Below are 23,729 nucleotides of genomic sequence, written 5' to 3' on the forward strand. Positions count from 1 at the left end.
GGTTCACTCTGCCCTCAAACCGGCATCTGCATGATGTCCTGGTACGCCTGGACCAGCTTGTTGCGCACCTGGGTCAGGGCCTGGAACGACACGGAAGCCTTCTGCGAAGCGATCATCACATCAGTCAGGTCGACACCGCTCTTGCCGATCTCGAAGGCGTTGGCCAGTTGGTTGGAGGCCTGCTGGGTGTCATGCACCTTGTTGATGGCCTGGCCGAGCATGTCGGCGAAGCTGCTCTGCCCTGGCGCCAGCTCGGGGGCGGCAGAGGCCTTGGGCAGGGACATGGCATCGGCCTGCATGGCGCGCATGTCCAACATCAGACGATTGAATTCAACACCTTGGTTCATGAACTTCTCTCTCCGGCGGCCGCATTTTTTTGACGCTCATGCGGCGAATGCCTGGGTAAAGCAACAAGAGTGCCAGCCTGGGCTGGATTCGAACGGCGAGCGGCAAGCAAGAGCGGGCGTGCGTCGGACTGCTGTTGCTTGTAGTTGATAGCTCGTTGCCGCTTCAGCCGAACAGGCTGGCGTCGACGTCCAAGCCAGCATCGCGCATCTGGGCCAGCTTGTAGCGCAGGGTGCGCGGGCTGATGCCCAGGCGTTCGGCGGCTTCCTTGCGGCGGCCGCGCTCGGCGCGCAGGGTGTCGATGATCATCTGGAATTCGTGGCGGCGCATGTCGTCGCCCAGGGCGCCGACTTGCTGCGCCTCGACCGCCTGTGGCGTGACGGCCATTGGCGCGGGGGCCGACAAGGCAACAGCACCGCCCAGACAGAAATCCGCCGCTTCGATCACCCCGCCCTGCTGCAGGATCAGCGCCCGTTGCAGGGCGTTGTCGAGCTCGCGCACGTTGCCCGGCCAGGCATGGCTTACCAGGCATGCGCGGGCGTCGGCAGACAGGCGCACTGGCGCGTGCTTCATCTTCGCCACATGGCGCGCCAGCAGGCGCTCGGCCAGCGGCAGGATATCGGCGCTGCGTTCGCGCAGCGGGCGCCAGGCCAGGGGGAAGACCGACAGGCGATAGTACAGGTCTTCGCGGAAACGCCCGGCCGCCACTTCGCCCGCCAGGTCGCGGTTGGTAGTGGCCAGCACGCGAATGTCCAGGGCGATCGGCTTGCGCCCGCCGACCCGCTCCACTTCCCGCTCCTGCAGCACGCGCAGGAGCTTGGCCTGCAGGCCAAGGGGCATCTCGGAGATCTCGTCGAGCAGCAGGGTGCCACCGTCGGCCTGCTCGAACTTGCCTTCCTGGGCGGCGATGGCGCCAGTGAAGGCGCCCTTCTCGTGGCCGAACAGCGTGGCTTCGAGCATGTTGTCGGGGATCGCCGCGCAGTTGATCGCCACGAAAGGCTGCGCTGCCCGTGGCGACTGCTGGTGGATGTAGCGCGCCAGGACTTCCTTGCCGGTGCCGGACTCACCGGAGATGAGCACGGTCGAGTCGCTGCGTGCCACCCGCGCCGCCAGCTCGAGCAATTGCCGGCTGGCCGGCTCGCAAGCCACCGGCCCTTCCTCATCGGCACCGCCCATGCGCCCAGCGGCATGCCGCTCCACCAGGCTGAGCAGGGCCTTGGGCTCGAACGGCTTGACCAAATAATCGACGGCGCCCTGGCGCATGGCCTCCACGGCACGTTCCACCGCCGCATGGGCGGTCATCAGCAGCACCGGCAACTGCGGGTGATGGCGGCGCAATTGGGCCAGCAACTGGTGGCCGTCCATACCCGGCATGTTCACATCGCTGACCACCAGGCTGAAGGACTCGCCAGCCACCGCTTCGAGCGCCGCCTCGGCGCTGCCCACGGCGTGGTAGGAGAAACCACCGATCTCCAGGGTATCGGCCAGGGCCTGGCGCAGGACGCGATCGTCTTCGACCAGCAACACCTTGATGGCCATCACACGCCCCCCGCCCGATCAGCGCCGATCAACGGCAGCTCCACCCGCACGCAGGTGCCACGACCCACCTTCGAGCGCACCTGCAGACTGCCCTGGTGCGCGCGCACCACAGCCTTGACCACCGCCAGCCCCAGGCCGGTGCCGGTGGCCTTGGTGGTCAGGAACGGCTCGCCCAGGCGCGCCAGCAATTCGGCGTCGATGCCGCAGCCGGCATCGCTGACGCACAGGTGCAGCGACTGCTCCCGGCGGTACAGGTGCACCTTGAGCCGCGCCGGCCCCTGGCTGGCCTGCAGGGCATTCTCGATCAGGTTGAGCAAGGCACCCACCAGGGTGTCGCGGTTGCACAGCAACTCGCCCAGGTGACTGTCGCACTGCCAACGCACCGCATGCCCCTGGACATGGGCCTGGGCCGCTTGCTGCAAGGCCTGGAACAATGCCTTCGGGCTCACTCGGTCGCCCAGCGGCAGCTCGCCACGGGCGAACACCAGCATGTCGCGGACCTGATGCTCCAGCTCGTGCAGGCGCTCCTTGAGGTTGCCGGCGAACCGTTGGCGGGTTTCTGTTGGCAGGTCGTTTTCGCTATCGGCCAGGTGGCTGGCGTAGAGCATGGCCGCCGACAAGGGGGTACGGATCTGGTGGGCCAGGGAGGCGACCATGCGCCCCAGGGACGACAGGCGCTCGTGGCGCGCCAGCTGGTGTTGCAGGCGGCGGGTTTCGGTCAGGTCGTTGAGCAGCACCAGTTGCCCGGGCTCGGCATCCAGCGAGCGCGTGGCGATGGACAGGCGTCGGCCATCGCGCAGGGACACTTCGTGGCCATCGTCCTTGCGCGGGGCGAAGCTGCGGGCGATCACCTGGCGCCACAGTTCGCCGACCAAGGGTTCGCCAAGCAGCTCGCACGCGGCGGGGTTGGCTTCGCGCACATAGCCTTGGCCATCGATCACGATCACGCCGCCTGGGAGCAGGTCCAGCAGGTTCTGCAGGCGGTTGGCCAGGCGTTCCTTCTCGCCCAGCTCGGCCATGCGCTGGGCGCTGACCACCGCCAGCTCGCCCTTGAGCTCGCTGACCCGCGCCTCGAGCATGCTGTAGGACGCGTTGAGCTGGCTGGACACCTGGTTGAACAGGGCGAACGCCTGCTCGAGGCCCTGTCGGCTTTCCTGCTCGACCAGGGTTCGGCCCTGCGGATCGGGGATTCGGGAAATGTGGGCGGCCTGGGGCATCGTGCTTTCTCGCGTGGCTGACCGTCATAAAACCGGTATGGTGCCAGCGGTGTAGCAATAGCCGTGCCGGGTGGGGGAGCGGGGGAACTTTCGGCTGACGGAGGAGCATGGATGTGCGGGCTGCTTTACCAATTACGCCCCTGACTGTCTCGGGGCAACACCGAACCCTGTAGGAGCTTGTCCGCGAATAGGCCACCTCATTTCACTGGCAGAGCTGTGCAATCCCTGGCACTACATTATTGGGATGGTGTGAATATCCATTCGCGGCGGCGATGCCACTGGCGCTTTTCGCCTTTACGGCGACCTACTTTTGCTCTCGGGCAAAAGTAGGCAAAAACCGCCTGCTCCATCATACGGCCCCTACGCTGCGCTCCGGGGTTCCCTCGCGCCGGCATTGCTCCCGTGAGGACCGCGCTGACGGGCCGTCCTGGCCCGCAGCGCTTGACGGCCATCCATGGCCGTCACCTCACTACGCAATGCCTCTGCTCGGCCTCCTGAAGTCGCGATTGGCGGCGCCTGAGCTGGCGTGCGACAAGATCAAGAGCCGGGCAGGTCGCTGCGCGCCTGCTGGGGCAAGGCGGGGCAAGGCAATGGCCTTTTGGTTGGCTGTTCCGGCCTATTCGCGGGCAAGCCCGCTCCCACAAGGGGTCGAGTCGATCACGGATGATGGGGCTTGCAGAGCCCCCTGTGGGAGCCGGTTTACCGGCGATGGGCTGCAAGGCAGCCCCAGGCCTCGAAGGCTCTCACTGCTTCTCGGGACAATACCGAACCTGTGCAGACATTGCTCTAATGTCAGTCAAGCCTTCGATAGCCGTCTTTGGGGCCGCTTCGCAGCCCTTGCAAACCCCGATGGTGCAGTCAGGCGGTGTAACGCAGCGATCTGCGTCAACCTTCCGCCTGCTCTTCCCCATCCCGCCGGCTCATGCCGTACTTGCGCATCTTCTCCACCAAGGTGGTGCGGCGAATGCGCAAACGCTCCGCGGCTCGCGCGACGATGCCATTGGCGTCGTCCAAGGCCTGCTGGATCAGCCCCTGCTCCAGGCTGCCCAGGTAGTCCTTCAGGTCCAGCCCTTCAGGCGGCAACATGGCGTGGCCTGCGAAGTTCGGGGTATTGCCGTTGATCGCCACGCGCTCTTCCAAGTCGCTGCGCAGGCTGTCGACCAATTGCTCGTCTTCATCGTCGATGTAGCGGAATTTCTTCGGCAGCTCGGAAACGCCGATCACCCCGTACGGATGCATGATCGCCATGCGCTCGACCAGGTTGGCCAACTCACGCACGTTACCCGGCCAGCCATGGCGGCACAGCGACATGATCGCCGCCGAATTGAAGCGGATCGAGCCCCGCTTCTCGTGCTCCATGCGCGAGATCAGCTCGTTCATCAACAGCGGGATATCCTCGACCCGCTCGCGCAATGGCGCCATCTCGATGGGGAAGACGTTCAGGCGGTAGTACAGGTCCTCGCGGAAAGCCCCCTCCTCGATCATCGTCTCGAGGTTCTTGTGGGTCGCGGCGATGATGCGTACGTCGATGCTCTGGGTCTTGTTGCTGCCGACCCGCTCGAAGGTACGCTCCTGCAGCACGCGCAGCAGCTTGACCTGCATCGGCAACGGCATGTCGCCGATCTCGTCGAGGAACAGGGTGCCGCCATTGGCCAACTCGAAACGCCCGGCCCGGCTGGTGATCGCCCCGGTGAAGGCACCCTTCTCGTGGCCGAACAGCTCGCTCTCGAGCAACTCGGCCGGGATCGCCCCGCAGTTGACCGGCACGAACGGCGCCTCGCGGCGTTTGGAATGGTAGTGCAGGTTGCGCGCCACCACTTCCTTGCCGGTCCCGGACTCACCCAGGATCAGCACGCTGGCGTCGGTGTCGGCCACCTGCTGCATCATCTGCCGCACATGCTGGATCGCCCGACTGGTACCGACCAGGCTGCGGAACAGGTTCGTCTCGCGCTGGCGGCCGCGCTCGCGAGCCTGGTCGTACATCTCGCGATAGACCTGGGCACGGTGCAGGGAGTCGAGCAACTGGCTGTAGCTCGGCGGCATCTCGAGGTTCGACAGCACCCGGCGTCGCAGGTCCTCGGGGAACTCCGCAGAAGAAATTTCACCTAAAAGCAGAACCGGAAGGAACTCATCCCACCCAGCCACTGTCTTAAGCAGCCCCAGGAGACTTGCCGGAGCATTCACAGTCCCGATCAGCACGCACAGCACTTCACGACTGGAAGACAACGACTCGACCACCTGCTGCCAATCCAGGCTGGAGCAGGAGAGGTTTTCCTCGCCGAGGAAATTCAGGACCACCGCCAGATCGCGGCGGCGTTCGCTGTCGTCATCGATCAAGAGGATCTTGGTTTCACGCCACATGCGTTAGGAACTTCCCTAGTCATTTCGACGCCCGAGGGCGTGCTCGACATCATTCCGACTGGATGATCAGTGCTCGGACGTCTGAATTTGCGAAAACAGTCACTAGTTAAGTTAAAAAAACGCACACTGTCAAATTAATGGCGCGTTTTTCTATACCGTCCAGCGTCAGCTGAACAAATGGTATACCTTTGCGGCATTTTTCGCCTGACGAATCTGCGTCATCTCGTCGACTATCGATTGACGTTCACCACTTGCAATTTCAATGAGTTGCCGATAAACGCCGAGCAGCTGCTCTAGACTGCCCCTTACCGCTTCCTCATTGAGCGAGGCTTCGACCAGCACCTCATCGACACACAGCCGGCACTCGAGATCGAGCTCGCCAATCGTATCCCAATCCCGACTATCCAGTGCCGCCAGCAGCGCCTCACGGGTCTGCTCTATACGCTCGATCACCTCGCTCATGGCAATCTCCCAATCAGATGGATGGCGACGGGTCGCCAATCGCGTCCCAGCCTTCCTTGACCGTGATCAGCAGGCGCGCCACTTCATCGATGATCGCCGGATCGTTTTGCACGTTGGCCTCGACCAGGCGCCGGCTCATGTAGGTATATAGGCTGTCCAGGTCGGCCAGACTGTCAGCATGGTTTTCCAGATCCAACCCTTCGCGCAGGCCGCCGATGATGTCGATGGCCTTGCCGATCAGGATGCCGCGCTGGGCGATATCGTTGCGCGCCATGGCGCCCTTGGCCTGGGCCAGGCGATCGAGGCCGCCTTGCATGAGCATCTGCACCAGACGGTGCGGGCTGGCCTCGGAGGTCTGCGCCACACCATTGACTTTCTGGTACTGCCGAAGGGCCAACATCGGGTTCATGGATCTACCTCGTTGCAGCGAAAAGGTTGCGTATACCTGTGTATCGTCGGTACGTCAAAAAACTTTAGCGGGGAAGCAAAAAGCCCGGCGCGTCGAACGTGACGCTGCCGGGCTTTTGGCACCAGGCGTCGATCAGGACTTCTTGGCTTGGGCGTTGATCGCTTCGAAGATCGAGGTGATCTGGTCGGCCTGGGCTTTCATCTTGCCCAGGGCGGCGTCCAGGGCCACGTATTTCCTGGTCAGCGACTCGGTTAGGGACTCGGTGCGACGATCCAAGGCTTCCTGCTGATCCAACAGGTTCTTGGCGGTCTTGTCCAGGTTGGACTTGCGCGTCGCCAGACTACCATCGGTCTTATTGTACGGATCAATGGCCTTATTCATCCGCTCGAAGACACCATTCGTGCCAGTAAAAAGCTCTTGGATCTCGGGACCGAGCTTCTTGTCATCCAGCGCAGCAGTAAACTTGACACTATTGAATTCGAGCGTGCCATCTTTCTGGGTATTGATACCCAACTGACTCAGAGAGGTGAGCTTGTCACCGGCGCCCACCTCGCTCAATACCTTGCGAATGTCGCCCAGCAAGGAGCGAGTGGTAGGATCGTTGGTAAGCGGACCAAGCAGTAGATTGTCATCATCGTCGCGAGTGCTGGTGGTCAGCGAGATAATCGCCTTTTGCAACGTGTTGTAGGCATCGACGAAACTCTGGACAGACTTTTTCAACCCCTCATTGTCCGCTGCGATGGTAAGCGCCGTCGGCGAACGGGTACCGTCAGCGGCCTTGGCGCTGACGCCCGTGAGTTCGAGTGTCATGCCACTGATAGCGTCGCTGACGGTATTGCTCGCGCTCTTGACCTTCAGACCATCGATCGTCAGCTCGGCATCTTGAGCCATGGCTGTGATATAGCCAGCCCCCGTACCACTCATCTGCGCGGTGCCATCGATTTCCAGCTCAGGGATCCCGCTCACGGAGATATCGCTACCAGCACCGGTGGTGGCAGAACTGAGCACGAGCCGCGCACCACCCTCCTCGTTGATGATGTTGGCAGAGATACCGCTGGCCCCCAGCTCCTTGTTGATCTGGTCCCGCACGCTCTGCAACGTCGCGTCGCTGGCTACGTCGACCTTGTAGGTCTTGCCACCTTGGCTGATGGTCATCTCACCCGCAGTGATCGCGGAAGTAGCGCCTCCCTCGAACTGCTGACTGGCGACCTTGGAACCGGTGGCCAACTGATTAACGACGATGTCGTAATTTCCAGCTACTGCGCTATTGCTGGACTTGACCTTGATCACAGCCTCGTTGGCCGACTTAGCCGCGTAGGCATTGAAGGACGGCGCATTCTTGTCGTTTAGCTTCTTCATGGCGTCCTGGAACGCCGTGAGGGCACTGCGCAGCGCACCGATACCCGAGATCATCGCACTGTTGTTGCTGGTCTGGCGCTTGATCTGCGCCTGTTTCGCCGCAGTGTCGGACTCGACCAAGGCCTTGACGATGCCCGAGATATCGAGACCGGAACCCAGGCCAGTGGAAGAAGTAATCGGGCTTGCCATGCTGTTGTCCCTCTCGTTAACGCGTCAGCCTCGCTGCTGCAAGACTGACATGAATCACGTCATTTCGCTCGCCGCCGGTCAGACCTTGGCGTCGAACAGAACACTCTTGACATCGCTCAGGCTGTGGGCGATCCGCAGGGCCTCCTCCGAGGGAATCTGGCGAATCAGCTCACCCGTGTCGCTGGCGATGACCTTGACCACGATCTTGCCGGAATCCTCGTCGGTGGAGAATTCCAGGTTGCGCCGGGTCTCTTTCAGGAACTTCTCGATCTCCGAGACGGCATCCTTGACCTTATCGGTATCCTGCACTTCGACAGGGCTTTTCTTTTCGCCATCGCCGGAAGCATCAACGACCAACCGGGCGGCCGGATTTTCGGCAACCTGCTCAGTTGAACGCGCAGCCGGGTAAGACAGGTTCAGCGTGACGCTCATGTCCATCTCCAGCACCTCACAATGAAAAAGCGGGGAAGCGCCGCGCGTGCACTTCCCCGCCGATAACCATCAGCGATTACTGAAGCAGCTTCAGAACAGCGGATGGCAGCTGGTTGGCCTGAGCCAGAACCGAGGTCGAAGCTTGCTGCAGGGTCTGCTGTTTGGTCAACTGAGCAGTTTCAGCGGCGAAGTCGGTGTCCTGTACACGGCCACGGGCAGCTTCGGCGTTCTCGTTAATGTTCTGCAGGTTGTTGATGGTGCTGGTCAGGCGGTTCTGAGAGGCACCCAGGTCAGCACGAGTAGTGTTGATTTCTTGCAGAGCCGTATCAATTGCCGCGATAGCAGCTTGGAAGTTGGTTTCAGCGGTAGCACTATCGGCACCCGTAATAATGGTGCCAGCCAAATCACTGAGCGCGCCACCACTACTCATATCTTTGGACAGGTCGATTGTGATCTGATCGTTAGCGGTCGCACCAGAACCAACTTGGAATGTCATCGAACCAGCAGTGCTATCCAGCAGGAACTTTCCATTCAACTGAGTACTGGCTGCAATCCGGTCAATCTCTTCGAGCATAGATTGGTATTCAGCATCCAGAGCTGCGCGATCGTCTTCACTGTTGGAGTCGTTTCGCGACTGAACAGCCAGTTCACGCATACGCTGCAGGATGTTGGTTTGCTCTTGCATCGCACCTTCAGCGGTCTGGGCGATGGAGATACCGTCGTTGGCGTTCTTGATCGCCATGGTCTGACCACGGATCTGCGAAGTCATGCGGGTAGCGATCTGCAGGCCAGCGGCGTCATCCTTGGCACTGTTGATTTTCAGGCCAGAGGACAGACGAGTCATCGAGGTGCTCAGTGCGTCGGAAGCACGGTTCAGGTTCTTCTGAACGCCCAGAGAGGTGGTATTGGTGTTTACAGTCAAAGCCATGACGAATTCCTCGTTGGATGGGTACTACGGCTTCCGGCCTTGGCAATTCGCCGGGGGTGGCACAGAGAACCTTCGTAATTGTTATCGTCGCCAGGGCGGGTTGCTTTAGGGATTTTTCAAAAAAAATTGCTGGCATCCTGCCAGCCCAGTGAAATCAAGGACTTGACGCCAAGATACCGACAACCACTGGCATGCTCATTCTCTTGATCGAACGGGCAGGAACAAAAACGCCGCCTGGAAAGCGGCGGCGTTCAGGCTGGCGAGCAGCAGATCAATCACGACGCTCGATGATCGCCGAACCCCAGGACAGGCCCACACCGAAGCCACTGAGGGCAACGCGCTTGAGCTGCGAGCCGAGCACATGCTTCTCCAGCAACAGCGGAATACTAGACGACACAGTGTTGCCGGTCTCGACCATATCCTTGACGAACCTTGCCCGCTGTGCGCCCTCATTGAAGCGCAGGGAAACAGCATCGACGATAGCCGCGCTACCCTGATGCAGGCAGTACAGATCGATGTCATCGGCCTTCAGCTCGCTGGCTTCGAGCAATTGCTGCAGGTGGGCGGGCACTTTCACCAGAGCGAAGTTATAGACCTGGCGGCCGTTCATGAAGAACGTGCCTTCGGTCGTACGCAGGTGCTCGGCGCCTGCGCCATCGCTGCCGAACAGCGACTGGCCCAATTGCCAGGTAGCATCGTCGGCCATCCAAGTCGCGGTAGCGGCGTCACCGAACAGCATGGTGGTATTGCGATCCTCGGGATCGACGATCTTCGAATAGGGGTCGGCGGTGATCAGCAGGCCGTTCTTCAGGCCCGCGGCTTCCATGAAGCCTTTCATGGCATACAGGCCATAAACGTAACCGGAGCACCCCAGGGAGATGTCGAAGGCGGCGACATGGGTCGACAGCCCCAGCTTGTGCTGGACGATGGCTGCGGTATGGGGCAGGCCTTCGGCGTCACCGTTCTGGGTGACGACGATCACGACATCTATGGATGCCGGGTCCAGCGATGGATTGGCAGCGAACAGGGTCCTGACGGCCTCGACGCAGAGGTCGGAGGTTTCCTGGCCGGCATCCTTGCGCGGCAAGAAGGTCGCACCAATCTTGCCGAAGATGAAATCCTGATCCTTGCCGAATTTCGCACCCTGGGCGTAGTTGTCCACCCCCTCGACAGGCACGTAACTGGCGATGCTTTTAATGCCAATCATATGGCTTCCCAATTCAGTAACAGCGAAATACCCGCTGCGTCTTCAAGGGCAAAACGCCAGACGGTACGGACGGGTTCCGGCCCCTGACGGCTTGTCCGGGCACGACGCAGCGGTTCCCGGTTTCGACAATATACAGTGAAGATGCGCGTTCTGACTCCCAGGTCACGCTCTTTTTGTCGATTTCAGCAAGGGAGGGTAAAGGCTTCCCAGCCATAGTAGAGGTAAGCCATACACGCCATCAAACGGCCATGCCTCCAGGCGCCGGAACAGGGAGAATCGACCAAATGATCAGCGACCGTCGAAACAGTGCCTGAGCAGGTTGCTGCAGCGGTCATTGTCGGTATGCAGCACGACGCCACATGATCGACGCTCGTACACCGAGACCGCAAACTGGATAGAACCCCATGCACCACAACCTGGAGTTGGACGCACGGGAGATAACACAGGAAGGACAGCAGATTTTAAAGATAATTAACCAACGACAACCCAGCAATCTTCGCAAACGACTGCATCGAAGCCTGCAGCATGTTCTTCTGCATCTCCAAGCGCAGCATCACTTCCGCCGGATCACTGTCACGAATCGAGCTCTGGGTCTTCAGGTTCTCGGTACTCAACGCCTCGTTGGTCTCGGCCTGCACATCCAGGGCCTGCCCTCGCCCACCAATGGAGGAGACCGACGAAGACACCTGGTCGATCGCACTGGCGACATTCCCGATCGCCGAATCCAGCGAAGCCAGGAAATTCTGCCGGGCCACTGGGTCGTTGTCCTGGGGCGTCATCAGCGCCGCGCGCAACTGTGCAATGGTGTCGAGCGGATTCTGCGTCTGGTGGGTATCGACCTTGACCCCAAACGAATCCCCGGCATTCGGCGCCCCCGACAGCTCGAAGCTCACCCCCGCCGCCGTGGCGGTGGTGCCGCTCAGGGTGCCGGTGGAAACTGGCCGGCTGTCGGCAGTCACTGGCGATGCATAGAGCTCGAACTCCGTGGCACTGGTGAACTTGAGCACCGCGCCGCCACCGGGGAACGCTGCCTTGTAGAGCGCCGGGTCGGTGATGTTGGCGCCAGTGATCTGGGTCGACGAGCTATTGCCCGGGCTACGGGTACCGGCGATCGAATCGGCCTTGGAGCTCAGGCTGAAGGTGTGGCCGGCAATGGCTGCGTCCGGATTGGCCTCGTCGCCAGCCTTGAACGAGATATTCAGGCGCAGGTCGACGCCACGGAAGCTGATGGTGGTGTTGTCGCCGTTTGGATCGAACTTGCCGCCCTGGCTGGCTTCGAGGGTCACATCGTTGCCATTGGCATCGAGGATCTTGTACTCGGTGCTGCTGGTGAACTCGATGCTGTACGGCTCGCCGCTGCGGAAGCGATCGTTGTAGGTCGCGCTGCCGGAAACCTGGCCATTGGACAGGCTGACACGGCCGTCATCGGTAGCCGGCGCAGTCAAGCGTGTCTCGCTGCGGCTGGTGTTCAGGGCCTGCTCGAAGGCGCTGTAGCCGGTCTCGTTGGCGGCCAGGCTGAGCATGTCGCCGACCTGCAGCATCAGGCTGCTCTGGTCGCCCTGGTAGGTGTAGGTGCCGTCGGCGTTGCGCACGTAAGGGGGAGTGTCGCCCTTGGAGCCGGAGAACAGGTACTTGCCGTTCTCGTCCTTGCTGTTCATCAAGGTGAACAACTGGTCTTCCAGGGAAGCCAGTTCGTCGGCATTGGCCTTGCGGTCTGCGTCGGTGAAGGCGCCGTTACCCGAGCTGAGCGCCAGTTCGTTGACGCGCTGCAGAAGGGTACCGATGGCATTGAGCGTACTCTCGGCAGTCCCCAGCGCGTTGCGCACGTTGACGATGTTGCCGCTGTACTGCTTGAGCATGTCCTGCTGCTGCTCGAGCTGCAGCAGGCGCGCGGCGCCCACCGGGTCGTCGGCGGCAGTGCGGATGCGCAGGAAGTCGCTGGCCTCCTGGGTCGTCTTGTTGACGTTGGAGAAGGTGCGCTGGTAGTTGGCGCTGCTGGTGTTGTAGAACTGCGAAGTGGAGATGCGCACGGTCTACGGCTCCTTAAAGACTGTTGATCAAGGTGGCGAAGGTTTCCTGGGCCGCCTTGATGATCTGCGACGACGCGGTGTAGTACTGCTGGAACTTGACCAGGTTGCCGACCTCTTCGTCGATCGATACGCCCGACACCGAGTTGCGGCTGTCGAGCGCCGAGCTGTGCAGTGCCTCGGTGGCGCTGCTGTCCATCTGCGCCTGGCCGGTCTTGCCACCGACATTGGAAACCAGCTTGGCGTAGGCGTCGGTGAAGCTGATGCCTTTGCCGTCGGCCCCTACGTCGACGGTGGACTTGGTCTGCAGGTCGATCACCGACTGGGCGTTGCGGTTGTCGGCCGAGCCTGCGCCGGTCAGCGACACGGTGAAGTTGTCGCCGTTCTTCGGCGCACCGGAGACGTTCATCTCGAAGGTGAAAGCCTTCTGCGTGCCGCTACCGTCAAGGATCGGGTTGCCGCTACCGTCGACCATCGGTACCGAGATCTGCAGCTTGTTTTCCTGGCCGGGAACGATGGTGCCGCTGCCGATGGCATTGCCCTTGGCGTCGTACACGGTGTAGGCCTGGGGCGAGCTGCTGTCGTCGCCGAACACCAGCTTGACCGGCGTGGAGTACTTGAGGCCCGTCTGCAGGTCGGCACGCTGCAGGGCATCGTAGATATCCAGCTCGGAAGTCAGGTTCGGCTGGGTAATCAGCCCGGTACCCTGGTTGCCCGAACCGCTGGTACCCGTCAGCGGCGAGGCCAGCGCCAGTCGCTTGGGATCGGTGAGCACCGACTCGATGTTGGCCGCGGCATTGCGCGTCGGGGTGATCTTGAAGCTGTCGCCGGCGCTCAAGCCACCGCCATTGAGCGACAGGGTGAAGCCGTCGATCACCGGGGGTGGGTCGTCGTTGAGGTCGAAGCTACCCATTTCGGTGTTGTCGGGCAGCCGGCGCACGGTGTACTCGGTGGCGCTGGTGAAGGTCACCTGGTAGTCGTTGGTGGTCAGCTTGCCGGTGTCCTTGATGGTCACGTCGAGGTTGCCGGAACCTGCGCTGTTGCCCAGCTTGGGCACGCTGCGCTCGCTGATGGCCTTGGCGCTGTTGATGTCGCCGAACAGGATGGCGCCGAACTCGCCATTCTTGTCGATGCCTTGGGCCAACTGACTGTTGATCGCATCGGCCACCACCAGCGCCACGCGGCCCAGCTCGTTGAGCGCCGGGTCCAGGGTTTCCTTGCGGTAGCGAATCAGGCCACCGAGCTCGCCGCCGGTGACGCTGTTGGTGATGTCCATCTTGGTGGTGCCGCGGTTGAGCACCAGGCTCATGCGGGTCGGGTCGGTCGCGTTCGGCTCCACACCCAGGGTCTGGGTGGTCTTGCCCAGCACCAGGGCCTGGCCGTTCTTCAGGTAGATGTCATAGTTGCCGTCGCGCTCCACCACGTCGGCGCCGATCAGCGCGGTCAGCTCGCGCACGGCACCGTCACGCTGGTCGAGCAGGTCGTTGGGGCTGCCCTGCACCGCCGAGATCCGCGCGATCTGCTCGTTGTACTGGGCGATCGTCGCGGTGAGCTTGTTCACCTGGTCAGCGATCGAGGCCATGTTGGCGTTGATGTTGCTGTTCTGCTGGTTGAGCTGCGCCGACAAGGTATTGAAACGCTTGGCCAGGGTCTGGGCGCTGGTCAGCAAAAGCTGGCGCGAGGCGTCCTCGGTGGGCTTGGCCGAGGCATCCTGCATGGCACTGAAGAAGCTCTGCAGCGCGGCGGTGATGCCGGTGTCGCTGCTCGACAAGGCGGTATCCAGCGGCGAGATCTGGTTCAGGTAGGACGCGGCGTCGCTGGACAGCGACGTAGTGGTGCGCAGCTGGTTTTCCAGAAAGGCGTTGTACACCCGGCGCACGTCGGCCAGGGTCGTGCCGCTGCCGATGAACACCTGCCCGTACTGCTGCGAGCCCTTGGTCTTCTGGATGTTCTGCTGGCGAGAGTAACTGTCCACATCGGCGTTGGCGATGTTGTTACCCAGGGTGTACATCCCCGACTGCGCGGCGCCAAGCCCCGACATGCCAATATTGATCAAACTCGCCATGGTTTCCTGCCCTTAAAGTTTCGTGATGGTACCGAGCATCGCGTAGCTCTCGTACGACTTCATCTGTCTTGCGATCTGCGAGATCTTGCTGGCGTAGTTCGGGTCGGTGGCGTACCCGGCCTTCTGCAGTTCCCGCACGAACTGTTCCGGTTTATCGGCGGCCTTCAGCGCATCTTGATAGCGCGAATTGTTCTGCAGCAGGCTCACCAGGTCGTGGAAGCTGTCCTGGTAGGAATCGTACGAACGGAACGCCGCCGTCTCCTTGACGAACTGCCCGCCACGGAACTCGCTGGTGATCGCCCTCGCCTGCCCGCCCTGCCAGTTGCCGCTGGCCTTGATGCCGAACAGGTTGTGGCTGCTGGTGCCGTCGGCATTGCGCATGACCGACTTGCCCCAGCCGGTTTCCAGGGCGGCCTGGGCCACCAGGTAGCGTGGGTCGATACCGATGCGCTTGGCGGCCTGCTCGGCCATCGGCAGCATGGTGGCGACGAACGCATCGCTGTCGGCGAAGGCTTTCTTCGGTGCCAGCGGCGGTTGGGCCACGGCGCGGCCGAGGATGCGCAGGCCGCTATCGGGTGCGGCGAAAGCCTGGGCGACGCCCGAGACCGGCTGGCCTTCACCGGCCGGTACAGCGGCGGTAGGGGCGCTCGCCGACGGCACGATCCCGGCCAGCAGGCGATCGGTGAGCTTGCCCGGCAACGCCAAGCGCCGGGAGTTGAGCGCGGCGACGTCGTTGCGGGTGGCGGTCGACTCAATGGCATGCACCGGCGCGGCCACCTTGCTGCCCCACAACGCCGGGGCATGGCCCTCGATACGCGGGAACGGGCTGGTGTTGACCGATGCGCTCTTGTTCTTCGAGAGCTGGCGCACCAGCACGTCCTGCAGGCCGATGCCGCCGCCCTCGCGGGACATGCTCACGGCCAGTTGCTGGTCGTACATGTCGCGGTACTGCTTGACCGTCTCGGTGTTCATCGGGTTGTCGGCGGCCAGCACGTCGCTGGCCTTGCGCGAGGCCTTGAGCATCTCGCTGATGAACAGCGACTCGAACTCCTGGGCCACCTTGCGTATGTTGGCGTCGCTGTCGCGATCGCCATGCTTGAGCGAGCTCAAGCGGTTGAGGTCGGTGTAGGCGCCGCTGTCGACGGGGCTGGAAACCAGGCTCTTGGGGTTCATGCGTGGCGTCCTCAGATCACGATCAGGTCGGCCTGCAAGGCGCCGGCCTGCTTCAGGGCTTCGAGGATCGCCATCAGGTCGCTGGGCGCCGCGCCCACCTGGTTCACCGCGCGGACGATCTCATCCAGCGTGGTGCCCGGGCCGAACTTGAACATCGGCTTGGCTTCCTGCTCGGCATTGACCCGCGAACGCGGCACCACGGCGGTCTGGCCATTGGAGAACGGCCCCGGCTGGCTGACGATCGGGTCTTCGGTGATGGTCACGGTCAGGCTGCCGTGGGTCACCGCCGCCGGCGAGACCTTGACGTTCTGGCCGATGACGATGGTGCCGGTACGCGAGTTGATGATGACCTTGGCCACGGCCTGGCCTGGGTCGATCTCCAGGTTCTCGAGGATCGACAGGTAGTCCACCCGCTGGCTCGGGTCCATGGGTGCGGTGACCCGCACCGAGCCGCCGTCCACGGCCTGGGCCACGCCCGGGCCGAGCAGCTCGTTGACCTTGTCGACGATGCGCTTGGCGGTGGTGAAGTCCGGGCGGTTGAGGTTCAGGGTCAGGCTGTTGCCCTGGCTGAAGCCGCTCGGCACCGCGCGCTCGACCGTGGCGCCGCCAGGGATGCGCCCGGCCGACGGGACATTGACCGTGATCCGCGAGCCGTCGCGCCCCTCGGCGTCGAAGCCGCCGACCACCAGGTTGCCCTGGGCGATGGCATAGACGTTGCCGTCGATCCCCTTGAGCGGGGTCATCAGCAGGCTGCCGCCGCGCAGGCTCTTGGAGTTGCCGATCGACGACACGGTGATGTCCACCACCTGGCCCGGCTTGGCGAAAGCCGGCAGATCGGCATGCACCGACACCGCGGCGACGTTCTTCAGCTGTACGTTGCCGGAGCCGGCCGGCACCTTGATGCCGAACTGCGAGAGCATGTTGTTGAAGGTCTGCAGGGTGAAGGGGGTCTGGGTGGTCTGGTCACCCGTGCCGTTCAACCCCACCACCAGGCCATAGCCGATCAGCTGGTTGGTGCGCACGCCAGAAATGCTGGCGATGTCCTTCAGGCGCTCGGCGTGGGCGCCGAACGCACAGGACAAGAGAAGGGTTGCGGCAATCAGCTGCCTTACGTTGAACATGGTCATCCGGACTCAGAAAGGCCAAAGCGGGCTGAGGAAGAAGCGGTCCAGCCAACCGGGCTGGCTGGCATCGGCGAACGAGCCGGTGCCCGAGTAGGTGATGCGCGCATCGGCCACGCGGGTCGAGGGCACGGTGTTGTCGGTGGCGATGTCGTCGGCACGGACCAGCCCGGCGATGCGCACCAGCTCCTCGCCGGTGTTCAGGGTCATCCATTTTTCCCCGCGCACGGCGATGATGCCGTTGGGCAGCACCTCGGCCACGGTGACGGTGATCGAGCCGGTCAGGGTGTTGCCCTGGGTGGCCTTGCTGTCGCCCTTGGTGGCGCGCTCGCCGCTGTAGCCGGCGTTGAGCGACAGGTCGCCACCGCCGAACGGGTTGTTGGTGTTCGGCGTGGCGCCGAACAGCGAGGTCAGGCCGATGTTGGCGTTGCTGTCCTTCTGGATCTGCGAGCCGGCGTTCTTGCTCGCCGAGGTGCGCTCGTTGAGAGTGATGGTGATGATGTCACCCACCCGGAACGCCTTGCGATCGGAGTACAGGTTCTGCTCGAAACCGGCCTGGTAGATCGAACCGTTGTTGGCCGCCGCCGGCAACGGGGTACGCGGCAGGACCGGCGCATAGTACGGGTCGTTGGGCTTGGGCGTCGGTGCGACGCAACCGGCCAGCAACACCGCGCCCCCCAGGGCGAAGACGGACAACAGACGATTCATGACGCTTACCTCACGGGTGTAACAGGCTTAGGGCTTACAGCTGCTGGGTGACGAACGAGAGCATCTGGTCGGCGGTGGAGATGACCTTGGAGTTCATCTCGTAGGCGCGCTGGGTGGTGATCATGTTCACCAGCTCTTCCACGGTGCTGACGTTGGAGTTCTCCAGGGTCTGCTGCTGGGTGGTGCCGAAGCCGTTCAGGCCCGGGGTGCCGATCTGCGGCGCGCCGCTGGCGGCGGTCTCGAGGAACAGGTTGTTGCCGATCGCCTGCAGGCCAGCCGGGTTGATGAAGTCGGCGGTCTGGATGTTGCCGATGATCTGCGCGGCCGGGTTGCCGGCGGTGGTGATCGACACGGTGCCGTCCTGGCCGACGGTGAAGGTCTGGGCATCCGGCGGCACGACGATCGCAGGCTCCAGGGCGAAACCGTTGGCGGTGACGATCTGGCCGTCGGAGTTCAGGTGGAAGGTGCCGTCACGGGTGTACGACACGGTGCCGTCCGGTTGCAGCACCTGGAAGAAGCCACGGCCGTTGACCGCCATGTCCAGCGGGTTCTCGGTGGTCTGCAGGCTGCCGGTCTGGAAGTTCTTCTGGGTGCCGACGATGCGCACGCCAGTACCGACCTGCAGGCCCGACGGCAGTTCGCTGTCCTGGGTGGACTGCGCGCCCGGCTGGCGCTTGACCTGGTACAACAGGTCCTGGAACTCGGCGCGATCGCGCTTGAAGCCGGTGGTCGAGACGTTGGCCAGGTTGTTGGAAATGACCGTCAGGTTGGTGTCCTGGGCGGACAGGCCGGTTTTAGCGACCCAAAGAGCCGGAAGCATTCAGTGTTCTCCTCGTGCGCCTGTTTTACGGCACCCGTTCAAATGTGATTAGCCGATTTGCAAAACCCGAGCCATGGCTTCGTCGCCTTCCTTGGCTGTGTTCATCATCTTGACGTGCAGCTCGAACTGGCGGGACAGCGCCAGCACCGAGGTCATTTCCTCGACGGCATTGACATTGCTCCCCTCGAGGAAGCCCGACACCACCTTGACGTTCACATCGGCGTCGGCCGGCTGGCCGCTCTTGGTGTGGATGAGCCCGTCCGGGCCTTTGACCAGGCCGCGGGTGTCGGGGTTGACCAGCTTGATCCGGTCGACCTCAGCCATCACCCGCGGGTCCTCGCCCATGGCGCGGATGCTGATGGTGCCGTCTTCGCCGACCTCCACCTTCTGCTCCGGCGCAATGGCGATGGGGCCGCCGTTGCCGATCACCGGCATGCCGTTGCCGGCACGCAGCACGCCCAGGGCGTCGATGTTCAGGCTGCCGGTGCGCACGTAGGCTTCGCTGCCGTCCGGTGCCTGCACGGCGATGAAACCGTCGCCGCTGACGGCCACGTCCAGCTCACGCCCGGTCTCGACCATGGGGCCGGCGCTGAAGTCGGTGGCCGGACGCTCGGTCATGGCGAAGGCCCGCGCCGGAAAGCTGTCGCCGAACACCGGCATCGAGCGCGCCTGCTCCAGGTCACGCTGGAAACCGTTGGTGGAAATGTTCGCCAGGTTGTTGGCGTGGGCCTTCTGCGCCAGCGCGTTCTGGCTGGCGCCGGTCATGGCCACGTAAAGCATCTTGTCCACAGTCATCCTCCGCTGCACTGGCGACCGGTTGCCGCTCGCCGCTGCTGTGCAGGCACTAAAGCAAGTTCCGAACCAACTTTACTGAAACGCGAAAAAGCCCGTGGATACGGGCTTTTTTCGAGTGCTTGGCAAGGGCTGCCGCCGGATATCCGGCGCCTCATTGCCGCAGGTGGCAACGAGGCGGCAGACCAGGGTATTGCCTTTGCGCAGGCTGTGCCGGCTTATTCGCGGGCAAGCCCGCTCCCGCAGGGTCCGCGGCGCTCACAAATCCTGCGCCATGCAAAGCAGCCCCAGACACAGCATCAGCGCTCACGGCAACCGGCGTTGTTGTAAGGCCCGGCAAAACGCTTCCAGCCCTCCCCCGGCGACCACTGGGAGCACACCAGGCGACCATCGGCCTGGCTTTCCCAGCGCCACCAGGGCGCCATGGCAGCCTGGGCCTGAAACAGGCAGAACAGCGCGGCGAGCGCAACGATCAGTCTTTTCATGACACCCTCGAAAACGACGAACCCCTTCTCGGGAAAGGGGTTCGTGCAGGTTCGACCAACCAGCGACCGTCAGGTCATCTGGATAATGGTCTGCATGACGGTACTTTCAGTGGAAATGGTCTTGGCGTTGGCCTGGTAGTAGCTCTGTGCCTTGATCAGCTCGACCAGTTCCTGGGTCAGGTTGACGTTGGACGCCTCCAGCGAGTTGGACTCGACGCTCCCCAGGGTACCGGTCTTCGGCGCGTCGATGCCCGGGATGCCCGAAGCGAAGGTTTCCGTCCAACGGGTACCGCCGATCTGCTGCAAGCCCTGTTCGTTGGCGAAGCTGGCGACGGCAACCTGGCCGATGGCACGGGACTGCTGGTTGCTGAAGCTGGCGAACAGCACACCGGTGGAGTCGATCGACAAGCTCGACAGGATACCAGTGGCATAGCCGTCCTGGGACTGCGACATGCGTGCGGTCTCGGTGTTGTACGAGGTGGTGCTGTTCATCGACAGACGCATGCCGTCGGCATTGCCCTCGGCACCGTTGGAGATCCAGTTACCGGACGCATCCTGTACCGCCGGGATCCAGCCACTCATGGTGAAGGTGTTGTTGGCCACGGTGAAGGAGGAGCCTGGCGGCAGGCCGGTGCTGTCAGCCGTCATGCTCTTGACCGAACCGTCGCTGTTGAAGCTGATGGTGCCGGTCAGCGGTGCGGTGCTCGCAGGGTCGAAGGGGTTGCGCCCATCGACCAGGGTGTACATGGTCCACTCGTTGGTGCCGGTCTTGCGATAGAACTGCTCCATCGTGTGCTCGTTGCCCTGGCTGTCGTACACCTTGGTGGGGAACGACTTGGTGTAGGTGGTCTCGTCAGCCGGGTCGAACGGTTTGTTCGGGATCATGGTGCCGGTGCCGTCATCCACTTCCAGCGGGATGTCGGTGGCCGAGGAGTTCAGGTTGATCCCCTGGTCGATCAGGGTGGTGGCCTTGGGTGCCAGTGCCGAGGTATCGATCTTCAGGTCGGTCAGCACGCCCTTCTGGATCTTGCCGGTCGAGTCGGCGGCGTAGCCCTGCAGGCGCAGGCCGTCCGAGGTGACCACGTAGTTGTCCTTGCTGGTCTGGAAGGCACCGGCACGGGTGTAGACCAGCGAGCCGTTGTCGGACAGGACGAAGAAGCCCTGGCCCTGGATGCCCATGTCCAGCACGTTGCCGGTGTTGTTGATGTCACCCTGGCCGAACTGCTGGGAGACAGCCCCCAGGCGCACACCGTTGCCGACCTGGTTCTTGCCCACGCCCAGGCGGTTGGCGCCGGCGTAGACATCGGCGAACTCGGCACGGGACGACTTGAAACCAATGGTGTTGACGTTGGCGATGTTGTTGCCGGTGACGTCCAACTGCTTGTTGGCTGCGTACAGACCGCTAAGGCCGATATTGAAAGACATGAATTCGCTCCTTGTGCCGCGTTAAACCGGCCTTAGATACCGATGGTTTGCACACTGGACAGGGGAACCTTCCCGAGCCCTGCAAGGTTGAGCATCATCTCGCCGCTCGGGTTGATGCTGACGCTGGTGACCTTGGCCGGCAGCAGCGTGTACATCTCCACCGCCTTGCCATCCACGGTGGTGGTGGCGGAGAAGCTGTAGGTGCCCGGATCGACCTTTTCGCCCTTCTCGTTGGTGCCATCCCAGATGAAGTCGGCGTAGCCAGCCTTCTGCTCGCCCAGCTCGATGGTCTTGACCACGTTGCCGTCCTTGTCCTTGATGGTGATCTTCGCTTCGCCGATCGCTTGCGGAACGACGATCTGGCCGTTGAAGCTCTCGGCGGTATCGACCACCGCCTTGTCGTTCTGCACCACCACCGAACGCCCGACCAGCGATGACGCCTGCAGAGCCTGGGACGAGCCCAGGGCACCGGCGATCGAGTTGACCGTGTCGTTGAGCGTGGTGATGCCTTCCAGGCTGCTGAACTGCGCCAGCTGGGCGATGAACTCGCCGTTGTCCTGCGGGTCCAGCGGGTTCTGGTGCTGCATCTGGGTCACGAGCAACTGCAGGAACGCATCCTTGCCCAGCGCATTCTTGTCGGTGTTCTCGGGCGTGGTCTTCTTGGTGCCGGTGCTCACGCCCGACGCCGAGAGAACATCGTTGAGGTTCACACCTGTGCTATCGACTGCCATGGTCGGGATTCCTTATCACTGACCCAGGGTCAGCACTTTCTGCATCATGGTCTTGGCGGTGTTCATCAGCTCGGCGTTGGTCTGGAACGCGCGGCTGGCGGAGATCATGTCGGCCATCTCCTCGACCACGTTGACGTTCGGGTAGTAGACGTAGCCGTCCTTGTTCGCCGCCGGGTGATTGGGCTCGTAGCGTGCCTCGAGGTTGCTCTGGTCTTCGACGATACCCATCACCTGCACGCCCTGGCCGGCCTCGCCCTGGTCCTGGAACAGCGACTGGCCAGCGCCGTTCTGCGCTTGCTGGAAGGTGGTGGCGAACACCGGGTGGCGTGCGCGGTAGGTCTGGTCGATGCTCGAGGACACGGTCTCGGCGTTGGCGATGTTCGAGGCGACGGTGTTCAGGCGCGTGTTCTGCGCGCTCATGCCGCTACCGGCAATGTTGAAGACACTGGCAAGGGACATGGTCACTCTCCACGCAGGGCCGAAACCAGCCCTTTGAATTTACTGTTGAGCAGGGTGAAGCTGGCCTGGAAGCCGATGGCGTTTTCCGCGTAGTTCGACTGCTCGATCTGCGCGTCCACGGTGTTCTGGTCGATCGAAGGCTGCATCGGCGTGCGGTACTTGAGGGTATCGTCGCCCATGGCCAGGCCTTGGGCCTCGATGTGCCGGGTGTTGGTACGGTCCAGGGCGATGCGGCCGCCCTGCTGCTTCTCGGCCTCGGCGGCGAGCACCGAAGAGAAATCCATGTCGCGCGCCTTGTAGTTGGGCGTGTCGGCGTTGGCGATGTTGTTGGCCAGGACTTCGGCGCGCTGGGCGCGAAAGCCCAGGGCCTTTTCATGGATGCCGAGCGCCTTGTCGAAACTGATGCTCATGTCGGGGAAACCTTCGAAGGTGACCGGAAGAATCGTGAGCAAGCTTGAGCAAGGTCTGTGCCAACATGCACGACCCAATGAATCCGGCACTCCGGGCCGTTTGCCGGGGGCGGCAATGCCAGAAAAGCGGCAATGCCTTACCGCTTGGCGTCAGCAAAGCGGCAATGGGGGGATGAAATGAAGCCGGGGCCGCACAGCGACCCCGCCCTTTACTTGGCCTGGTAGATGATCCCCGGGCTGCACTGGACCATCTGGTAATGGTCCGGCAACCCGTTGAGCGCCTCGGACGCCCCCAGGAACAGGTAGCCCCCCGGCTTGAGCGTGCCGTGAATACGCATGAGGATGTCCTTCTTGACCTGGGCCGAGAAGTAGATCAGCACGTTGCGGCAGAACACGACGTCGAACTTGCCCAGGCTGGCATAGCTGTCGAGCAGGTTGAAGGAGCGGAACTCGACCCGGCTGCGGATCGCCGGCTTGACCGCCCAGCGCCCAGCCCCCCTAGGGTCGAAATAGCGCTGCAGGCGCTCCTGGGACAGGCCGCGGGCGATGGCCAGGCTGTCGTACTCGCCGGTCTTGCAGTTGTTCAGCATGGCCCCGGACAAGTCGGTGGCGACGATCTGCGCGCCCATCTTCAGTTGGCCGAGGTTGCTGCGCTCGAACTCGTCGATGGCCATCGACAGCGAGTACGGCTCCTGCCCCGACGAGCACGCCGCCGACCAGATACGCAGGCGCTGGCCCGGGTTGCCGCGCACGAACTCCGGGATGACCTTGCTCTTGAGCACCTCGAACGGGTAGGTATCGCGGAACCAGAGGGTCTCGTTGGTCGTCATGGCATCGACCACCTGCTCGCGCAGGCCGCCGCGCGGCTGGGTCTGGATGCGCTGCACCAGCTCGCCGAGCGTCTTGATGCCCTGCTGCTCCATCAGCTTGTTGAGACGGCTGGAGACCAGGTACTGCTTATTCTCGCCCAGCAGGATGCCACAGGCTTTCTCCAGGAAGACCCGGAACTGTTCGAAATCCAAATTACCCGTAGACACGGCTACCGCCTCTTTTCAATCGCTGAGG

The 23,729-nt window shown here is 62.7% G+C and carries 23 protein-coding genes; all 23 read right to left on the minus strand.

All coding sequences use genetic code 11. The features are described from left to right. Positions 1-14 precede the first annotated feature (14 nt). The 23 genes from fliE to cheR all read right to left on the minus strand — a co-directional run bounded on the left by fliE (position 15) and on the right by cheR (position 23,701). Complete coding sequence (gene fliE, locus NJF35_RS15945) at positions 15-347, minus strand: flagellar hook-basal body complex protein FliE (RefSeq protein WP_225789306.1); 333 nt, start codon at positions 345-347, stop codon at positions 15-17. Between the two features lie 163 nt (positions 348-510). Then, positions 511-1,884 (minus strand): sigma-54-dependent transcriptional regulator, encoded by a 1,374-nt coding sequence (locus tag NJF35_RS15950; RefSeq protein WP_225789307.1) that lies wholly within the window; start codon positions 1,882-1,884, stop codon positions 511-513. Further along, entirely contained in the window at positions 1,884-3,101 is a 1,218-nt protein-coding gene (locus tag NJF35_RS15955) for a sensor histidine kinase (protein ID WP_253091252.1), read from the minus strand. The genes NJF35_RS15950 and NJF35_RS15955 overlap by 1 nt, the downstream gene beginning before the upstream one ends. 885 nt (positions 3,102-3,986) lie before the next feature. Further along, positions 3,987-5,462, minus strand: coding sequence for a transcriptional regulator FleQ (gene fleQ, locus NJF35_RS15960; protein ID WP_225789309.1), 1,476 nt, complete (start codon positions 5,460-5,462; stop codon positions 3,987-3,989). Between the two features lie 165 nt (positions 5,463-5,627). Continuing rightward, complete coding sequence (locus NJF35_RS15965) at positions 5,628-5,924, minus strand: flagellar protein FliT (protein WP_225789310.1); 297 nt, start codon at positions 5,922-5,924, stop codon at positions 5,628-5,630. Positions 5,925-5,937: 13 nt separating this feature from the next. Further along, entirely contained in the window at positions 5,938-6,333 is a 396-nt protein-coding gene (fliS, locus tag NJF35_RS15970; protein WP_225789311.1) for a flagellar export chaperone FliS, read from the minus strand. Between the two features lie 132 nt (positions 6,334-6,465). Further along, a complete protein-coding gene (gene fliD / locus NJF35_RS15975) occupies positions 6,466-7,881 on the minus strand; it encodes a flagellar filament capping protein FliD (RefSeq protein ID WP_253091253.1) in 1,416 nt (471 codons plus the stop codon). 78 nt (positions 7,882-7,959) lie between these two features. Beyond that, entirely contained in the window at positions 7,960-8,319 is a 360-nt protein-coding gene (locus NJF35_RS15980; protein WP_253091254.1) for a flagellar protein FlaG, read from the minus strand. Positions 8,320-8,389: 70 nt separating this feature from the next. Beyond that, positions 8,390-9,241 (minus strand): flagellin domain-containing protein, encoded by an 852-nt coding sequence (locus NJF35_RS15985; protein ID WP_253091255.1) that lies wholly within the window; start codon positions 9,239-9,241, stop codon positions 8,390-8,392. 271 nt (positions 9,242-9,512) lie between these two features. Next, entirely contained in the window at positions 9,513-10,448 is a 936-nt protein-coding gene (locus tag NJF35_RS15990; RefSeq protein ID WP_225789315.1) for a ketoacyl-ACP synthase III, read from the minus strand. A gap of 461 nt (positions 10,449-10,909) precedes the next feature. After that, entirely contained in the window at positions 10,910-12,478 is a 1,569-nt protein-coding gene (locus NJF35_RS15995; protein WP_225789316.1) for a flagellar hook-associated protein 3, read from the minus strand. Positions 12,479-12,491: 13 nt separating this feature from the next. After that, on the minus strand, positions 12,492-14,540 hold the full coding sequence (gene flgK, locus NJF35_RS16000) for a flagellar hook-associated protein FlgK (RefSeq protein WP_225789317.1): 2,049 nt from the start codon (positions 14,538-14,540) through the stop codon (positions 12,492-12,494). 12 nt (positions 14,541-14,552) lie between these two features. Continuing rightward, on the minus strand, positions 14,553-15,713 hold the full coding sequence (gene flgJ, locus NJF35_RS16005; protein ID WP_225789318.1) for a flagellar assembly peptidoglycan hydrolase FlgJ: 1,161 nt from the start codon (positions 15,711-15,713) through the stop codon (positions 14,553-14,555). A gap of 11 nt (positions 15,714-15,724) precedes the next feature. Then, positions 15,725-16,834: a flagellar basal body P-ring protein FlgI gene (locus NJF35_RS16010; RefSeq protein ID WP_410045386.1), complete on the minus strand. Its 1,110-nt coding sequence runs from the start codon at positions 16,832-16,834 to the stop codon at positions 15,725-15,727. Positions 16,835-16,846: 12 nt separating this feature from the next. After that, positions 16,847-17,542, minus strand: a complete 696-nt coding sequence (gene flgH / locus NJF35_RS16015; protein WP_225789320.1) for a flagellar basal body L-ring protein FlgH — start codon at positions 17,540-17,542, stop codon at positions 16,847-16,849. Positions 17,543-17,576: 34 nt separating this feature from the next. Then, entirely contained in the window at positions 17,577-18,362 is a 786-nt protein-coding gene (gene flgG / locus NJF35_RS16020) for a flagellar basal-body rod protein FlgG (RefSeq protein WP_225789321.1), read from the minus strand. A 48-nt stretch (positions 18,363-18,410) separates the two neighbouring features. Further along, the gene (locus NJF35_RS16025) at positions 18,411-19,151 is read right to left on the minus strand and encodes a flagellar basal body rod protein FlgF (protein ID WP_253091257.1); all 741 of its coding nucleotides are present in this window, start codon (positions 19,149-19,151) and stop codon (positions 18,411-18,413) included. A gap of 302 nt (positions 19,152-19,453) precedes the next feature. Beyond that, positions 19,454-19,639: a hypothetical protein gene (locus tag NJF35_RS16030; RefSeq protein WP_253081018.1), complete on the minus strand. Its 186-nt coding sequence runs from the start codon at positions 19,637-19,639 to the stop codon at positions 19,454-19,456. Between the two features lie 69 nt (positions 19,640-19,708). After that, on the minus strand, positions 19,709-21,064 hold the full coding sequence (flgE, locus tag NJF35_RS16035) for a flagellar hook protein FlgE (RefSeq protein WP_225789324.1): 1,356 nt from the start codon (positions 21,062-21,064) through the stop codon (positions 19,709-19,711). 32 nt (positions 21,065-21,096) lie between these two features. Further along, the gene (flgD, locus tag NJF35_RS16040; protein ID WP_225789325.1) at positions 21,097-21,795 is read right to left on the minus strand and encodes a flagellar hook assembly protein FlgD; all 699 of its coding nucleotides are present in this window, start codon (positions 21,793-21,795) and stop codon (positions 21,097-21,099) included. A 15-nt stretch (positions 21,796-21,810) separates the two neighbouring features. Further along, a complete protein-coding gene (gene flgC, locus NJF35_RS16045; RefSeq protein WP_043210925.1) occupies positions 21,811-22,254 on the minus strand; it encodes a flagellar basal body rod protein FlgC in 444 nt (147 codons plus the stop codon). A 2-nt stretch (positions 22,255-22,256) separates the two neighbouring features. Further along, positions 22,257-22,664: a flagellar basal body rod protein FlgB gene (flgB, locus tag NJF35_RS16050; protein WP_225789326.1), complete on the minus strand. Its 408-nt coding sequence runs from the start codon at positions 22,662-22,664 to the stop codon at positions 22,257-22,259. A 209-nt stretch (positions 22,665-22,873) separates the two neighbouring features. After that, the gene (gene cheR / locus NJF35_RS16055) at positions 22,874-23,701 is read right to left on the minus strand and encodes a protein-glutamate O-methyltransferase CheR (RefSeq protein ID WP_225789327.1); all 828 of its coding nucleotides are present in this window, start codon (positions 23,699-23,701) and stop codon (positions 22,874-22,876) included. Between the last annotated feature and the right edge of the window lie 28 nt (positions 23,702-23,729).

The organism is Pseudomonas guariconensis (assembly GCF_024127895.1).
GTDB lineage: Bacteria > Pseudomonadota > Gammaproteobacteria > Pseudomonadales > Pseudomonadaceae > Aquipseudomonas > Aquipseudomonas guariconensis_B.

What these genes read in the sequence shown, in the direction of transcription:
- flgJ (WP_225789318.1), bottom strand. Translation starts at nt 15,713, where the DNA reads ATGAACCCCAAGAGCCTGGTTTCCAGCCCCGTCGACAGCGGCGCCTAC.
- NJF35_RS15965 (WP_225789310.1), bottom strand. Translation starts at nt 5,924, where the DNA reads ATGAGCGAGGTGATCGAGCGTATAGAGCAGACCCGTGAGGCGCTGCTG.
- flgH (WP_225789320.1), bottom strand. Translation starts at nt 17,542, where the DNA reads ATGAATCGTCTGTTGTCCGTCTTCGCCCTGGGGGGCGCGGTGTTGCTG.
- flgD (WP_225789325.1), bottom strand. Translation starts at nt 21,795, where the DNA reads ATGGCAGTCGATAGCACAGGTGTGAACCTCAACGATGTTCTCTCGGCG.
- fliD (WP_253091253.1), bottom strand. Translation starts at nt 7,881, where the DNA reads ATGGCAAGCCCGATTACTTCTTCCACTGGCCTGGGTTCCGGTCTCGAT.
- NJF35_RS16010 (WP_410045386.1), bottom strand. Translation starts at nt 16,834, where the DNA reads ATGTTCAACGTAAGGCAGCTGATTGCCGCAACCCTTCTCTTGTCCTGT.
- NJF35_RS16030 (WP_253081018.1), bottom strand. Translation starts at nt 19,639, where the DNA reads ATGAAAAGACTGATCGTTGCGCTCGCCGCGCTGTTCTGCCTGTTTCAG.
- flgG (WP_225789321.1), bottom strand. Translation starts at nt 18,362, where the DNA reads ATGCTTCCGGCTCTTTGGGTCGCTAAAACCGGCCTGTCCGCCCAGGAC.
- fliE (WP_225789306.1), bottom strand. Translation starts at nt 347, where the DNA reads ATGAACCAAGGTGTTGAATTCAATCGTCTGATGTTGGACATGCGCGCC.
- NJF35_RS15980 (WP_253091254.1), bottom strand. Translation starts at nt 8,319, where the DNA reads ATGGACATGAGCGTCACGCTGAACCTGTCTTACCCGGCTGCGCGTTCA.
- NJF35_RS15985 (WP_253091255.1), bottom strand. Translation starts at nt 9,241, where the DNA reads ATGGCTTTGACTGTAAACACCAATACCACCTCTCTGGGCGTTCAGAAG.
- flgC (WP_043210925.1), bottom strand. Translation starts at nt 22,254, where the DNA reads ATGTCCCTTGCCAGTGTCTTCAACATTGCCGGTAGCGGCATGAGCGCG.
- NJF35_RS15950 (WP_225789307.1), bottom strand. Translation starts at nt 1,884, where the DNA reads ATGGCCATCAAGGTGTTGCTGGTCGAAGACGATCGCGTCCTGCGCCAG.
- flgB (WP_225789326.1), bottom strand. Translation starts at nt 22,664, where the DNA reads ATGAGCATCAGTTTCGACAAGGCGCTCGGCATCCATGAAAAGGCCCTG.
- NJF35_RS15990 (WP_225789315.1), bottom strand. Translation starts at nt 10,448, where the DNA reads ATGATTGGCATTAAAAGCATCGCCAGTTACGTGCCTGTCGAGGGGGTG.
- flgE (WP_225789324.1), bottom strand. Translation starts at nt 21,064, where the DNA reads ATGTCTTTCAATATCGGCCTTAGCGGTCTGTACGCAGCCAACAAGCAG.
- fleQ (WP_225789309.1), bottom strand. Translation starts at nt 5,462, where the DNA reads ATGTGGCGTGAAACCAAGATCCTCTTGATCGATGACGACAGCGAACGC.
- NJF35_RS15955 (WP_253091252.1), bottom strand. Translation starts at nt 3,101, where the DNA reads ATGCCCCAGGCCGCCCACATTTCCCGAATCCCCGATCCGCAGGGCCGA.
- fliS (WP_225789311.1), bottom strand. Translation starts at nt 6,333, where the DNA reads ATGAACCCGATGTTGGCCCTTCGGCAGTACCAGAAAGTCAATGGTGTG.
- flgK (WP_225789317.1), bottom strand. Translation starts at nt 14,540, where the DNA reads ATGGCGAGTTTGATCAATATTGGCATGTCGGGGCTTGGCGCCGCGCAG.